14 protein-coding genes, 1 tRNA gene and 1 pseudogene are annotated in these 14,350 nt (G+C 71.9%); 9 read left to right on the top strand and 7 right to left on the bottom strand.

The annotated features are described in order from the left end of the window. The 5 genes and pseudogenes from Q6969_RS06810 to Q6969_RS06790 form a co-directional block, all read left to right on the top strand. Positions 1–233: pseudogene (locus tag Q6969_RS06810) on the top strand (hypothetical protein); the annotation flags it as partial. A gap of 20 nt (positions 234–253) precedes the next feature. Continuing rightward, positions 254–1,915 (top strand): DNA repair helicase XPB, encoded by a 1,662-nt coding sequence (locus tag Q6969_RS06805; protein ID WP_317229753.1) that lies wholly within the window; start codon positions 254–256, stop codon positions 1,913–1,915. 86 nt (positions 1,916–2,001) lie between these two features. Further along, entirely contained in the window at positions 2,002–2,694 is a 693-nt protein-coding gene (locus Q6969_RS06800) for a response regulator transcription factor (protein ID WP_012039163.1), read from the top strand. A gap of 123 nt (positions 2,695–2,817) precedes the next feature. After that, positions 2,818–4,578 carry a HAMP domain-containing sensor histidine kinase gene (locus tag Q6969_RS06795; protein ID WP_317229752.1) on the top strand — a complete coding sequence of 587 codons (1,761 nt, stop codon included), beginning with the start codon at positions 2,818–2,820 and terminating at the stop codon, positions 4,576–4,578. Positions 4,579–4,624: 46 nt separating this feature from the next. Beyond that, entirely contained in the window at positions 4,625–4,915 is a 291-nt protein-coding gene (locus Q6969_RS06790) for a WXG100 family type VII secretion target (RefSeq protein WP_094116504.1), read from the top strand. A 170-nt stretch (positions 4,916–5,085) separates the two neighbouring features. Here Q6969_RS06790 and groL read toward each other — a convergent pair whose 3' ends face one another. The 4 genes from groL to Q6969_RS06770 form a co-directional block, all read right to left on the bottom strand. After that, complete coding sequence (gene groL, locus Q6969_RS06785) at positions 5,086–6,705, bottom strand: chaperonin GroEL (RefSeq protein ID WP_191147357.1); 1,620 nt, start codon at positions 6,703–6,705, stop codon at positions 5,086–5,088. Positions 6,706–6,899: 194 nt separating this feature from the next. Continuing rightward, positions 6,900–7,118 (bottom strand): cold-shock protein, encoded by a 219-nt coding sequence (locus Q6969_RS06780; protein ID WP_317229751.1) that lies wholly within the window; start codon positions 7,116–7,118, stop codon positions 6,900–6,902. A gap of 253 nt (positions 7,119–7,371) precedes the next feature. After that, on the bottom strand, positions 7,372–7,944 hold the full coding sequence (locus tag Q6969_RS06775) for a LytR C-terminal domain-containing protein (RefSeq protein ID WP_317229750.1): 573 nt from the start codon (positions 7,942–7,944) through the stop codon (positions 7,372–7,374). A 33-nt stretch (positions 7,945–7,977) separates the two neighbouring features. Further along, positions 7,978–8,307 carry a DUF3263 domain-containing protein gene (locus Q6969_RS06770; protein WP_317229749.1) on the bottom strand — a complete coding sequence of 110 codons (330 nt, stop codon included), beginning with the start codon at positions 8,305–8,307 and terminating at the stop codon, positions 7,978–7,980. Between the two features lie 234 nt (positions 8,308–8,541). Here Q6969_RS06770 and msrB point away from each other — a divergent pair, with 234 nt between their 5' ends. Beyond that, positions 8,542–8,943, top strand: coding sequence for a peptide-methionine (R)-S-oxide reductase MsrB (gene msrB, locus Q6969_RS06765; RefSeq protein WP_012039170.1), 402 nt, complete (start codon positions 8,542–8,544; stop codon positions 8,941–8,943). Between the two features lie 5 nt (positions 8,944–8,948). Continuing rightward, the gene (locus Q6969_RS06760; protein WP_317229754.1) at positions 8,949–9,551 is read left to right on the top strand and encodes a nitroreductase; all 603 of its coding nucleotides are present in this window, start codon (positions 8,949–8,951) and stop codon (positions 9,549–9,551) included. 39 nt (positions 9,552–9,590) lie between these two features. On the opposite strand, the gene Q6969_RS06755 is transcribed toward Q6969_RS06760, so the two are convergent. Together Q6969_RS06755 and Q6969_RS06750 are read right to left on the bottom strand one after the other, a co-directional pair. After that, a tRNA-Thr gene (locus tag Q6969_RS06755) sits at positions 9,591–9,663 on the bottom strand. Between the two features lie 41 nt (positions 9,664–9,704). After that, positions 9,705–10,622, bottom strand: a complete 918-nt coding sequence (locus Q6969_RS06750; protein ID WP_317229748.1) for a thioredoxin domain-containing protein — start codon at positions 10,620–10,622, stop codon at positions 9,705–9,707. A 316-nt stretch (positions 10,623–10,938) separates the two neighbouring features. On the opposite strand from Q6969_RS06750, the gene Q6969_RS06745 reads away from it, so the two are divergent. Both Q6969_RS06745 and Q6969_RS06740 read left to right on the top strand, forming a co-directional pair. Further along, positions 10,939–12,039, top strand: coding sequence for a sn-glycerol-3-phosphate ABC transporter ATP-binding protein UgpC (locus Q6969_RS06745; protein WP_317229747.1), 1,101 nt, complete (start codon positions 10,939–10,941; stop codon positions 12,037–12,039). 97 nt (positions 12,040–12,136) lie between these two features. Then, the gene (locus tag Q6969_RS06740; protein WP_094116508.1) at positions 12,137–13,441 is read left to right on the top strand and encodes a DUF4032 domain-containing protein; all 1,305 of its coding nucleotides are present in this window, start codon (positions 12,137–12,139) and stop codon (positions 13,439–13,441) included. Positions 13,442–13,510: 69 nt separating this feature from the next. Here Q6969_RS06740 and rlmB read toward each other — a convergent pair. Next, positions 13,511–14,350: 23S rRNA (guanosine(2251)-2'-O)-methyltransferase RlmB (gene rlmB, locus Q6969_RS06735; protein ID WP_317229746.1), on the bottom strand; the 840-nt coding region annotated here is incomplete at its 5' end.

Here is a 14,350-nt window from a genome sequence, read left to right as displayed (position 1 = left end):
GGCCCGGGGACGGCGCCGCGTGGACGGCCCGCCAGCTCGAGGTCGCGATCCGCGCCAAGGCCGTCCTCCGGGTCCGGGTCCGCATGCCGGACGGCCGCGAGGTCGACCACGTGCTCGAGCCCGCCAGCGTGGCCGGCGGTCGCCTCCGCGCGCGCGACCGCGTCGCCGACGTCGAGCGCACCCTCCCCCTCTCGAGCATCGTCTCGCTCGCGCCCGGGCCGACGGCCCCGTGAGCGCGCCTAAGCTGGCGGGCGTGTCCGACGGCCCCCTGATCGTCCAGAGCGACCGCACCGTCCTCCTGGAGGTCGCCCATGCGGACGCCGAGGACGCGCGTCACGACCTGGCCGTGTTCGCCGAGCTGGAGCGGGCGCCGGAGCACATCCACACGTACCGGATCACCCGGCTCGGCCTCTGGAACGCGCGCGCCGCCGGGCACACGGCCGAGGACATGCTCGCCACCCTCGAGCGCTACTCCCGCTTTCCCGTCCCCCAGTCGGTCTCGGTGGACGTCACCGACACGGTGGGCCGCTACGGCCGGCTCGTCATCGGCCGCGACGCCGAGGGGGAGCTCCAGATCTCCAGCACCGAGTCGGCGGTGCTGTCGGAGATCGCGAGCGCCCGCCGCATCGCCCCCTTGCTCACCGAGCGCATCGACGCGTCCACGTACCGCGTGCAGGCCTGGGCCCGCGGGCAGCTCAAGCAGGAGCTCGTGAAGATCGGCTGGCCGGCCGAGGACCTGGCCGGCTACACGCCGGGCACGCCCCATGACATGTCGCTCGTCGAGGACGGCTGGACGTTGCGCGGCTACCAGACGGACGCGGTCGACCACTTCCTCGACGGCGGATCCGGCGTCGTCGTGCTCCCGTGCGGCGCCGGCAAGACGCTCGTCGGCGCCGCGGCCATGGCGAAGGCGAAGACCACGACGCTGATCCTCGTCACCAACACGGTGTCGGCCCGGCAGTGGCGCTCGGAGCTGCTGAAGCGCACCACGCTCACCGAGGACGAGATCGGCGAGTACTCGGGGCAGTCCCGCGAGGTGAAGCCCGTCACGATCGCGACCTACCAGATCCTCACCGCGAAGCGGAAGGGCGAGTACGCCCACCTCGCGCTGCTCGACGCGCTCGACTGGGGCCTCGTGGTCTACGACGAGGTGCACCTGCTGCCCGCCCCCGTGTTCAAGCTCACCGCCGACCTCCAGGCCAGGCGCCGCCTCGGCCTCACCGCGACGCTCGTGCGGGAGGACGGCCGCGAGGGCGACGTGTTCAGCCTCATCGGACCGAAGCGGTTCGACGCCCCCTGGAAGGAGATCGAGGCTCAGGGCTTCATCTCCCCCGCCGAGTGCTTCGAGGTGCGCATCGACCTGCCCGACGACCAGCGGCTCGTGTACGCGGCCGCGGCCGACGACGAGCGCTACCGCCTGGCCGCGACCGCCCCCGCGAAGCTCGACGTGACGCGCGCGCTCGTCGAGCGGCACCGGGGGGAGAGCATCCTCGTGATCGGCCAGTACCTCGAGCAGATCGACGAGCTGGCGGAGGCGCTCGGCGCCCCCAAGCTCACGGGAGCGACGCCCGTCGCCGAGCGGGAGCGGCTCTACCAGGCGTTCCGCGACGGCACGGACCGGGTCCTCGTCGTCAGCAAGGTCGCGAACTTCTCCGTCGACCTGCCGGACGCGACCGTCGCGATCCAGGTGTCGGGGTCGTTCGGCTCGCGGCAGGAGGAGGCGCAGCGCCTCGGACGGCTCCTTCGCCCCGAGGCCTCGGGGCGGTCCGCGAGCTTCTACACGCTCGTCTCCCGCGACACGGTCGACCAGGACTTCGCGCAGAACCGGCAGCGGTTCCTGGCGGAGCAGGGGTACGCCTACACGATCCTCGACGCGGCCGGCATCGCGGGCGTCTCGGGGGCCGCGGCCGGCTGACCGCCGGTGCGCGGCGGCATGGGATCACGGACCTCACGCGACCACCATCCAGCCCGCTCCCAGCGAGCGCGCAGATACTTCTTCCCATGAGCGATGGCCCGAAGATCCTTATCGTCGATGACGAGCCCAACATCCGCGACCTGCTGACCACGAGCCTCCGGTTCGCCGGCTTCGCGGTCCGCGCCGTCGGCAACGGCGCCCAGGCCATCTCGGCCGTCCTCGAGGAGGAGCCCGACCTCATCATCCTCGACGTGATGCTGCCCGACATGAACGGCTTCGGCGTCACCAAGCGCCTCCGGGCGGCGGGCTACACGGCGCCCATCCTCTTCCTCACGGCGAAGGACGACACCGAGGACAAGATCACGGGCCTCACGGTCGGCGGCGACGACTACGTCACCAAGCCGTTCAGCCTCGACGAGATCGTCGCCCGCATCAAGGCCATCCTCCGCCGCACGATGCACGCCGACGAGGACGCGATCATCCGCGCCGGCGAGCTCACCATGGACCAGGACACGCACGAGGTCCTCGTCGGCGAGGAGCCCATCGAGCTGAGCCCCACCGAGTTCAAGCTCCTGCGGTACCTCATGCTCAACCCGAACCGCGTGCTCTCGAAGGCCCAGATCCTCGACCACGTGTGGGAGTACGACTTCAACGGCGACGCGGGCATCGTGGAGTCCTACATCTCCTACCTGCGCCGGAAGCTCGACCAGCACTCCTCGGAGCCGGTCATCCAGACCAAGCGCGGGTTCGGCTACATGCTGAAGGCCGCCAAGTCCTGACCCCGGGGCCGCGCGAGCGGACCCGCACCGCTGATCGGCCGGATGCCCCACGGCACCCGGCCGATCGCACATCCGGCGTCGCATATCCTCGTGACGACACGGTCACGATGACGGGAACACGAGGTGCGGCCAGTGCACGACTACGTCTCGGAGAAGTGGAACAACGTCTCCCTCCGCACGAAGATCACGAGCGTCACGGTCCTCCTCCTGCTGCTGGGTCTCCTCGTCTCCGGCGCCGGCACCATGTACCTTCTCCGGCAGCAGATGGTCAACCAGATGGACGCGTCCCTCCGGGTCTCCATCACGCAGCTGCCCAAGGTGCTCGGCACCGAGCCCACCTCGCCCGACACCTTCACCCAGGACGACGTGAAGACGGCCGACCCGACGCTGTTCGTGGTCCTCCTCGACGCGCAGGGCGACGTCATCGCCGACAACTGGAACGGCGACTCCGCCGAGCACCCCCGCGTCTTCGGGCTCGACCTCGCCCGCGCCTCCCAGGTCAACAACGAGATCGTCGTCTTCTCCGACAACTCCGGGCAGAAGTCGTGGCACGGCATCGTCCGGGTCTCCCAGAACGCGTCCCCCGACGCCACCGAGTACTCCACGCTCGTCATCGCGCGCCCGCTCGAGGAGGTCGACGACCTCGTCGCGACCTACATCGTGATCTTCGCGAGCTTCGGCCTCGCGGTGGTCGTCCTCGGCGCGGCCGTCACGCGCATGCTGGTGACCAGCACGTTCGGCCCGCTCCGCGAGGTGGAGCGCACCGCCGCCGCCATCGCGGGCGGCGACTTCAGCCAGCGCCTCGGCGGCGCGACCCCGAACACCGAGGTGGGCCGTCTGAACCGCTCCCTCAACATGATGCTCAGCCGCATCGACCGCGCGTTCGCCGACCGCGCCAAGACCATCGACCAGATGCGGCGCTTCGTCGGCGACGCCAGCCACGAGCTCCGCACGCCGCTCGTCTCCGTCCGCGGCTACGCCGAGCTCTACCGGATGGGGGCGCTGCAGACGCCCGAGGACGTCACGCAGGCCATGGAGCGCATCGAGAAGGAGGCCATCCGCATGGGCGGCCTGGTGGAGGACCTCCTCGAGCTCGCCCGGCTCGACGAGACCAAGCCGCTGCAGCTGGCCCCCGTGGACCTCTACCCCATCGCCCGCGACGCGGCCCTCGATGCGATGGCCTCCTCGCAGACGCGCACGGTCACGGCGCTGCCGCCCGTCCTCGTGAACCCCGTGGGCCCGATCCTCGACGCCGACGGCCTGGAGCTCACGCAGGAGATGCCCCCGGAGTCGCTCCGCGGCACCGGCCCCGCCACGGGAAGCGACGTCACGGGCCCGATCGCCTTCGCCGGCGCCACGCTCTCCCGGCTGCGGGCGCGCCGCCTCCGCCGTCCCGGCGAGACGGCGACGGACGCCCTGGCCCCGATCCGCGCGGGCGACGGCGACGGCCCCGCGCCGACCGAGGGCTTCGCGATGGTCTCCGCGGAGGAGAACAAGATCCGCCAGGTCGTGACCAACCTCATCGGCAACGCGGTGCGCTTCACGCCCGCCGGCAGTCCGATCGAGCTCGCCACCGTCGTGGACGAGGCCGCCCGCGAGGCCCGCATCGAGGTGCGCGACCACGGCGACGGCGTGCCTCCGCAGATCCGCGAGAAGATCTTCCAGCGGTTCTGGCGCGCCGACACCTCGCGCACCCGCGAGACCGGCGGCAGCGGCCTGGGCCTCGCCATCGTGTCCGCCATCGTCGCCGCGCACCGCGGCCGGGTGGACGTCGTCGAGACGGAGGGCGGCGGTGCGACCTTCCGCGTGATCCTGCCGCTCCTCCCCAGCCCCGAGGCGCCCGCCGCCTCCACGCCGCAGGCCCCGACGCCGCCTGCGTCCTGATCGGGGCATAGCCTCCGCCCGTCCGTCGACGAGGAGGAGGAGACCCATGACGAGGTACCAGGTGGACAGCGAGGCCGTCCTGTCGGCCACCGCGGCCGTACAGGGGAGCATCGGCCGCATCCAGGCGGAGGTGGCGACGCTGCACGGGCAGCTCGCCGATCTGCAGGGCTCGTGGTCCGGCAGCGCCGCGACCGCGTTCCAGGGCGTGGTGGCCGAGTGGAAGGGCACGCAGCAGCGCGTCGAGGAGGCGCTGGCCAGCATCAACCAGGCGCTCAGCGCCGCCGCCCGCCAGTACGCGGAGGTGGAGGAGGGCAACGCGCGGATGTTCGCGCACTAGCCGCTCCCGCGCTCCTGCCGGCAGCGCCGGTGACGGGACGCGGACGCAGCGCACGACGAAGCGGGCGGCCCCGGTGAGGGACCGCCCGCTTCGTCGTGCTGATGATGCTGATCGTGCTGGTGATTCCGGTCGTGCAGGTGGGCGGGGCGCTGGCGCCCCACCCGGACGGACTAGAAGTCCATGCCCCCCGTGGGGTCGCCGGCCGGGGCCGGGTTCTTCTCGGGCTTGTCGGCGACGACGGCCTCGGTCGTGAGGAACAGGCCCGCGATGGACGCGGCGTTCAGCAGAGCCGAGCGCGTGACCTTCACCGGGTCGTTGATGCCCGCGGCGAGCATGTCGACGTACTCGCCCGTGGCGGCGTTGAGGCCGTGACCCGAGGGGAGGTTGCGGACGCGCTCGGCCACGACGCCGGGCTCGAGGCCCGCGTTGAGGGCGATCTGCTTGAGCGGAGCGTCGACCGCGACGCGGACGATGTTCGCGCCCGTCGCCTCGTCGCCCTCGAGCTGGAGCTTCTCGAACGCGAGCTTGCCGGCCTGGATGAGCGCGACGCCACCACCGGCGACGATGCCCTCCTCGACGGCAGCCTTCGCGTTGCGGACGGCGTCCTCGATGCGGTGCTTGCGCTCCTTGAGCTCGACCTCGGTCGCCGCGCCGGCCTTGATGACCGCCACGCCGCCCGCGAGCTTCGCGAGGCGCTCCTGCAGCTTCTCGCGGTCGTAGTCGCTGTCGGTGTTCGAGATCTCGTTGCGGATCTGCTGCACGCGGGCCGCGATCTCGGTGGCGTCGCCGCCGCCGTCGACGATCGTGGTCTCGTCCTTGGTGATGACGACCTTGCGGGCCGTGCCGAGCAGGTCGAGGGTGACGTTCTCGAGCTTGAGGCCGACCTCCTCGGCGATGACCTGGCCACCCGAGAGGATGGCGATGTCCTGCAGCTGCGCCTTGCGGCGGTCGCCGAAGCCGGGGGCCTTGACGGCGACCGACTTGAAGATGCCGCGGATCTTGTTCACGACGAGCGTGGCCAGGGCCTCGCCGTCGACGTCCTCGGCGATGATGAGGAGCTGCTTGCCCGACTGGATGACCTTGTCGACGATCGGCAGCAGGTCCTTGATGTTCGAGATCTTCGAGTTGACGATCAGGATGTACGCGTCCTCGAACACGGCCTCCTGGCGCTCGGGGTCGGTCACGAAGTACTGCGACAGGTAGCCCTTGTCGAAGCGCATGCCCTCGGTGAGCTCGAGCTCGGTGCCGAAGGTGTTGGACTCCTCGACGGTGACGACGCCCTCCTTGCCGACCTTGTCGATCGCCTCGGCGATGATCGCGCCGATCGTGGAGTCGCCGGCGGAGATGGACGCGGTGGCGGCGATCTCCTCCTTGGTCTCGATCTCCTTCGCGGCGGCCTTGAGCTCCTCCGTGACGGCCGCGACGGCCTTCTCGATGCCGCGCTTGAGGCTGATGGGGTCGGCGCCCGCGGCGACGTTGCGGAGGCCCTCGCGGACCAGGGCCTGCGCGAGGACGGTCGCGGTGGTCGTGCCGTCGCCGGCGACGTCGTCGGTCTTCTTGGCGACCTCCTTGACGAGCTCCGCGCCGATCTTCTCGAACGGGTCGTCGAGCTCGATCTCCTTGGCGATGGAGACGCCGTCGTTCGTGATGGTGGGGGCGCCCCACTTCTTCTCCAGGACGACGTTGCGGCCACGCGGGCCGAGGGTCACGCGGACCGCGTCGGCCAGGATGTTCAGGCCGCGCTCGAGGCCGCGGCGGGCTTCTTCGTCAAAAGCGATGATCTTAGCCATGTGTATCTCTCGTCCCTCCCGGACGTCAGGAAAAAGGCAGTCGTCTAGCACTCCCCGTGAGGGAGTGCCAGGGACGATTCTGGCACTCGCCCTACGGGAGTGCAAGCGAGCCGCCCACAGGCGGAGGCGGTCCCCGGGAACGGCGCGACGCCGCCGCCCGGTCGGGCGGCGGCGTCGTCGTGGCGGGGATGCCGCTAGGCGGTCGTGACGTTCTCGGCCTGCAGGCCCTTGGACCCCTGCCCGATCTCGAAGGCGACGCGCTGCCCCTCCTCCAGGACCTTGTAGCCCGACATCTCGATCGCCGAGTAGTGGACGAAGACGTCCTGCGCGGCAGGGCCGCCCTCGACGGCGTCCACGGTGATGAACCCGAACCCCTTCTCCCCGTTGAACCACTTCACGGTGCCGTTGGCCATGTGCTTCTCCATGTGCGACTGCGCGGTGTCGGGGGCGCGGTGCCGCCACCCCCGGGTCGGCCGCGGGGCCCTGCATCGACCCCGCGCCACGCCCTCGGGACGGACGGCGCGCAGCACCTGGTACGCGACGGGCGTGCGACCAGGCAGCACGATAGCCACGCACCGACGACGCCCGTCGGGTTCCTCCACGGGTGCGGAGGAGTCCGCCGAGCAGCGCGTCCTGCGGCGTGAGGTGGGCGGGGCCGGGCCCGGGTCAGCCGAGGGCCGCGTAGTCCGAGCCGAGCACGGCGGTGAGCCGGGCGGCCTGCGCGGCGGCGGTGCCCTCCGGCGGCCGGAACTGGTCGGACTGCTGGACGTCGCCCACGCCCAGCTCGGCGACGAGCCCCCGGGCGGCGCCCTCGTCGGCGGCGTCGTAGTAGTAGACCGTCGTCGTCGTGATGTCGCTGGTGCTCGCGTTGACCCGCGATCCGATGGCCCAGCCGGCCGCCTCGAGCGCCGTCGCGGCGCGGGCGGAGAGGCCCGACGTCCGCGTCCCGTTGAGCACGGTCACGACCATGCCGGGGACGGCGGTGGCCGCGGCGGTGGGCGCCTCGGTGGGCGTCGCCTCCTCGGAGGAGCCCCCGCTCGGGATGATGTCGGTGAAGGAGACGCGGTCGTCGATGACGAAGAGGCCCACGACGCCGGCGCCCACGAGCAGGCCCGTCGCGAGGGCGGCCCAGCCGAAGGCCCGCAGGCGATGGCGGCGGGGGCGCGGTGCGCGGTGCGCGCCGACGCGGCTCAGGTCGCCGGGGACCTCGTCGAAGCGGTCGGGAGCGTGGGAGGGCATGGCGGTCTCGTGTCTCCTCGGTGGGGCGCGGGGTCAGCGCGCGGACGGGCGGTGCGGGAGACCGGTGGGCAGGGCGCGTGCCGCGCGCGCGGCGGCGCGGGACTCGCGGAGGCGCAGGAGGCGCCCGACGAGCAGGGGGTCGTAGGCGAGCGCCTGGCGGGTCTCCAGCAGGGACCCGAGCAGCTGGTAGTAGCGCGTGGCCGAGAGGCCGAAGGCCTGGCGGATCGCCTCCTCCTTCGCACCGGCATGACGCGTCCAGTCGCGCTCGAAGTCGAGCACCGCACGACCCCGCTCGTCGAGCTCCGGGGCGGCGCGACGCTCGGCCGAGGGGGCGCTCGCGGGGCGGTCCTCACGCTGGTCCACGGCGTGCTCCTTCCCCGACATCCCCCACATACTAGGTCCGCGCCCCTGGGCGTCCCGCGCAGCTCCACGGGGTGTCCGCGGGCCGCCAGGCAGCATCCGCCACCCGCCTCTGCCCGCCGTCGACCCGGCCGTGCGTTCCCCGTATGAAGGAATCCACGGGGTCCGCGGACGGTTGACCCCGGAGGCGCGCTGGGACGCCGCCCATAGGATCGACCCGCGAGAAAGGACCCGCACATGGCCTACGAGATCGAGAAGACCGACGACGAGTGGCGTCAGGAGCTCTCCCCCGAGGAGTACGCGGTGCTGCGCCAGCAGGCCACCGAGCGGCCCTGGACCGGCGAGCTGCTGGACGAGGAGCGCACCGGCGTCTACGGGTGCAAGGCCTGCGGAGCGGAGCTCTTCACGAGCGACACGAAGTTCGACTCGCACTGCGGATGGCCCAGCTTCTACGCCCCCAAGGAGAGCGACGCGGTCAAGCTGTACACCGACACGAGCCTCGGCATGAAGCGCGTCGAGGTCGTCTGCGCACGCTGCGGGTCCCACCTCGGGCACGTGTTCGACGACGCCCCGCAGACCCCCACCGGCGACCGGTTCTGCATGAACTCGGTCTCCATGTCGTTCCGCACGGCGGAGTGAGCGAGGTGCCGCGGCATCGGGCGGGCGGCGACGCCGCCGTGCCCGGTCCCGGCACCGCGTCGTCCGGCGGCCCCGTCCTCGCGGCGCTCCGCGGGCGGCGGTCCCGGTCCTCCGTCGGCGACGCCGCCCCGACGCACGTGGCGCTGGTGCCGCTCGTCGAGGCGGCATCCCGTCTCGCGGACCACGGCGGCATGCGCCCGTGGCGGATCATCGAGATCCGCGGCGGCGCGCGGGAGCGCCTCGGTGCGGCCATGGACGAGGCGGCCGGCGACCCCGGATCGGGCAAGCACGGCAAGAAGACCCACCGCGCGAGCCTCCTCATCGCGGTCGTCGCCTGCCGCACACCGAGCCGCAAGGTGCCGGACTGGGAGCAGGAGGCGGTCGCCGCCGGCGTCGCCCACGCCCTCACGCTGCTGCTCGAGGAGCAGGGCTGGGGCGTCTTCTGGCGGACCGGGTCCCTGACGCGCAGCGCCGCCGTCCGCCGCATGCACGGACTCGCCGACGGGGAGGAGCTCCTCGGCTGGCTCTACGTCGGCGACGTGGAGCCCGACGCCAAGGGCCCGCGCTCGACCGTCGACGGCGAGCGGATGATCACGATCCTCGACTGAGCTCCGGGCACCCCGCCCGCGGGTGCTCGCGTCCCTCCGAGCCGGCCACGGGACTCGAACCCGTAACCGCCGCATTACAAGTGCGGTGCGCTACCAATTGCGCCAGGCCGGCCGACCGCCCTCGCGGGCCGTCACTCCATCATACGAGCCGGGCTACGGCGCGGTGGTGGGCGTCGCGGTGGGCTGCGGCGTGGTCGTCGGGGTGGGGGTGGCGTCCTGGCCCGCGGCCTGGAGGACGAAGGCGGCGAACGCCTTCGCGTCATCCGGCTGACCCGTGTACTGGCGCTCGCCGACGACGATGACCGGCGCGCCGACGACCTCGTCGACGTTGGAGTCCGGGATGTCGCCGTCGAGGACGCGGTCCGTCGCGGCGTTGACCCACGACTGGAAGCGCTGGTCGGAGATGCAGTCGGCGACGTCCGAGGAGTCGGCGCCGGCGTCCGCGGCGAGCTGCACGATGCGCTCGTCGCTGAGCCCCGTGCTCTGCTCGGCCGGCTGCTCCGCGAAGAGCGCCGAGTTGAAGGCCCAGAAGTCGTCCGGCGCGGAGTCGGCGACGCATGCCGCGGCGTTCGCCGCGCGCATGGAGTACGCCTGCGACTTGCTGGTGAGGATGGCGACCGGGTGGATCTCCACGGTCGCGGCCCCCGACTGAAGCCAGCCCTCCATCTGCGCGCCGTTCGTGTCCTGGAACTCCTTGCACGCGGTGCAGAGGTAGTCGACGTAGACGCGGATGTGCGCGGCGCCGGCGGCCTCGGACTCGGTGGGCACGGGGTCCTGCTCGGGGTCGAGCGCCTGCGTCGACGCCGCGGCCAGGTCCTTCCCGATGACGATCCCGTCGCTGGCCATGTTCTGCGGCCCCGGACCCGCGGGCCGAGCGCCCTGCACGACGATGAGGCCGACGACGACGACCACGGCGACGAGGGCCACGGCGATGCCGCCGCGGACGAGCCCGCGGGCCGCCACGTCGCGGCGACGCTGCTTCATGCGGTTGAGGCGCGCCTTCTCGCGCGCCGCCTCGCGGCGTCGTCGATGACCGCCGTGCGGTTCGTGCGCGGGCGGCGTGCTGGTCATGGGTCCTCGCTCCGGGGATGGGGGAGTCGGCTGCAGGCGGGCTCCCGGACGACCTCAGGACTCTAGGCGGCCATTCTGGGAAAGCGCCAACGCGGCGGGCGCGGGTACGGCGCCGCAGCCGACGATACAGGTCGCGGCCAGGTGGTCCCCAGGCGAGGAATAGCCGTCGATCCGCATCAGCGCGCGCTTCCCGACTCCCCTCCCCCGTGCAATACTCATCGGGTGGCCGCCGTCGCCCACAGCGATGAGCCATGAGCATCACATCCATCACCACGGATCGTCGGGCACGTACCTGCCCGTGAAGGAGAACACCGAAATGGCATCTGTAACTTTCGACAAGGCCACGCGCCTCTACCCGGGCTCCACGCGCCCGGCGGTGGACGGCATCGACCTCGAGGTCGCCGACGGCGAGTTCCTCGTCCTCGTCGGCCCGTCCGGCTGCGGCAAGTCGACCACCCTCCGCATGCTCGCGGGCCTCGAGGAGGTCAACGACGGCAACATCTTCATCGGCGACCGCAACGTCACGGACGTGCCGCCGAAGGACCGCGACATCGCGATGGTGTTCCAGAACTACGCGCTGTACCCCCACATGACCGTCGCCGAGAACATGGGCTTCGCGCTCAAGATCGCGGGCGTCGGCAAGGACGAGCGCGCCACCCGGGTCCTCGAGGCGGCCAAGCTCCTCGACCTCGAGCCCTACCTCAGCCGCAAGCCCAAGGCCCTCTCCGGCGGCCAGCGCCAGCGCGTCGCCATGGGCCGCGCCATCGTGCGCCAGCCCCAGGTGTTCCTCATGGACGAGCCGCTGTCGAACCTCGACGCCAAGCTCCGCGTCCAGACCCGCACGCAGATCGCGTCGCTCCAGCGCCGCCTCGGCGTCACCACGGTCTACGTGACCCACGACCAGACCGAGGCGCTCACCATGGGCGACCGCATCGCGGTCCTCAAGGACGGCGTCCTCCAGCAGGTCGGCACGCCCCGCGACCTGTACGAGAAGCCGCAGAACGTCTTCGTGGCCGGCTTCATCGGCTCGCCCGCGATGAACCTCTTCACCGCGAACGTCGTCGACGGCGGCGTGCAGTTCGGCTCCGCCGTGGTGCCCGTCGAGCGCGACGTGCTCACGAACGCGACCGGCGGCTCGGTCACCATCGGCGTCCGTCCCGAGGACGTCGTCGTCTCCACGTCGCAGGGCCAGGGCCTGTCGGTCACGGTCGACCTCGTCGAGGAGCTCGGCGCGGACGGCTACCTCTACGGCCACACCGACATCGAGGGCAAGCGCACCGACCTCGTCGCGCGCGTCGACGGCCGCCTGCACCCCAACGCCGGCGACACCGTCTTCATCACCCCGCAGCCGGGCCACCTCCACGCCTTCGACGCCGAGAGCGGCCTCCGCCTCAACGCGCCGGTCGCCGCGAGCTGATCCCCAACACCTGACGACCGCTGCCGCGGTCCCCACGCTCCCGCGGGAGCACGGGGGCCGCGGCAGCTGCGTTTCCCCGGTCGGGTAGGGTCGCACCATGTCCGGATCACTGAACATCACCTCGGCGACGGTCGATCCGGCGCTCCTCGACCTCCCCTGGCAGCTGCCGCTCGACGAGTGGCCCTCCTCCGCGATCGCCACCCTGCCCAAGGGCATCTCCCGGCACCTCGTGCGCTTCGCCAACCTCTCGGGCTACGTCATCGCCATCAAGGAGACGACGGACGAGATGGCGCGCGGTGAGTACGACATGCTGCGGACGCTCCAGCGCCTCGAGATCCCGTGCGTGGAGCCGGTCGCCGTCATCATGAACCGGACCGACGAGGACGGCGACGCCCTCAAGTCGGTCCTCGTCACCCGGCACCTGAAGTTCTCGCTCCCCTACAGGGCGCTCTTCTCCCAGCAGCTGCGACCCGACACCGCCACGCGCCTCGTCGACGCCCTCGCCGTGCTCCTGGTGCGGCTGCACATGATCGGGTTCTTCTGGGGCGACGTGTCGCTGTCGAACACGCTCTTCCGCCGCGACGCGGGCGCCTTCGCCGCCTACCTCGTGGACGCGGAGACCGGCAAGCTCTTCAACGGCGGCCTCTCCAACGGCCAGCGCGAGAACGACCTCGAGATCGCCCGCGTGAACATCGCCGGCGAGCTCATGGACCTCGAGGCGGGCGGACGCATCGAGGAGGGGCTCGACCCCGTCGAGACCAGCACGCGGATCGTCGCCCAGTACCGCACGCTCTGGAAGGAGCTCACGGGCCGCGAGGAGTTCCCCACCTCCGAGCGCTGGCGCATCAACGAGCGCGTCGACCGCCTGAACGACCTCGGCTTCGACATCGAGGAGCTCGCGATCCGCACCACCGCCGAGGGCTCGCAGGTGCGCATCCAGCCGAAGGTCGTGGACGCCGGGCACCACCAGCGCCGGCTGCTCCGGCTCACGGGCGTCGACGCCCAGGAGAACCAGGCGCGGCGCCTGCTCAACGACCTCGACTCCTACACGGCGACCTTCGACAAGCAGGACCTCGACGAGGAGATGGTCGCGCACGAGTGGCTCGCGCGCGTGTTCGAGCCGGTCGTCCGGGCGATCCCCCGCGACCTGCGCGGCAAGCTCGAGCCCGCCGAGGTGTTCCACCAGCTGCTCGAGCACCGCTGGTACATGTCGCAGAAGCTCAACCGGGACATCCCGCTCGCCGAGGCCGTGACCGCGTACGTGCAGGACATCCTGCGCCACCGCCGCGACGAGGCGACCGTCATCGACCCGCCGACCGAGTCGATCGGCGTCATCGAGGACGAGTCCGACGTGCCCATCACCGAGGCCGAGGCCGCGGAGGACTGGCGCACCAAGGTCTGACGTCCGGCGGGAGCCGCACCACGACGACGAGCCGGGACCCTCGGGCCCCGGCTCGTCGTCGTGGTGGGACTACTTCCGGCGGGAGGCCGCGCGCAGCTTGCCGATCTCGTACAGCGTGACGCTCGCCGCGATGCCCGCGTTCAGGGACTCCGTGGAGGCGCCGATCGGGATCGAGACGATCGTGTCGCACGTCTCGGTGACGAGGCGCGACAGGCCCTTGCCCTCGGATCCGACGACCACCACGATCGGGCGGTCGGCGAGCGTGAACTCGTGGAGCGACATGTCGCCGCCGCCGTCGAGGCCGACGACGAAGACGCCGCGCTGCTTGAGGGCCTTGAGGGTCTGCGTGAGGTTCGAGGCCATGGCGACGGGCGTGCGCGCCGCGGCGCCCGCGGAGGTCTTCCACGCGGAGGCGGTGAGGCCGACCGAGCGGCGCTGCGGCACGATGACGCCGTGCCCGCCGAACGCGGCGACCGAGCGGATGATCGCACCCAGGTTCCGCGGGTCGGTGATGCCGTCGAGGGCCACCATGAGCGGCACCTGGCCGCGGGAGATGGTCTTCTCCAGCAGCTCGAGCGCGTCCGCGTACTCGTACGGCGGCACCTTGAGCGCGAGGCCCTGGTGGACGGCGTCGTGGCCGGCGATGCGGTCGAGCTCCGGGCGCATGACCTCGAGGACGGGGATCCCGCGCCCGGTGGCGAGCGACAGCACCTCCTTGACGCGGTCGTCGTACTCGATGCGCGAGGCGATGTAGAGCGCGGTCGCGGGGATCTTCGCGCGGAGCGCCTCGACGACCGAGTTGCGGCCGGTGACGACCTCGGACTCGTCCTGCTGCTTGGCGCGGCGGGCGCGCGGGGCGTCCGCGCCGGCGGGCCGGTCGGTGGCCCGGGCGCGCGGCGGGGGCGGGGG

Source organism: Clavibacter sp. MX14-G9D (genome assembly GCF_032917815.1).
Taxonomy (GTDB): domain Bacteria; phylum Actinomycetota; class Actinomycetes; order Actinomycetales; family Microbacteriaceae; genus Clavibacter; species Clavibacter michiganensis_K.
The sequence above is the reverse complement of the archived record's forward strand: the minus strand, read 5'-3'. Positions and strand labels throughout refer to the sequence as shown.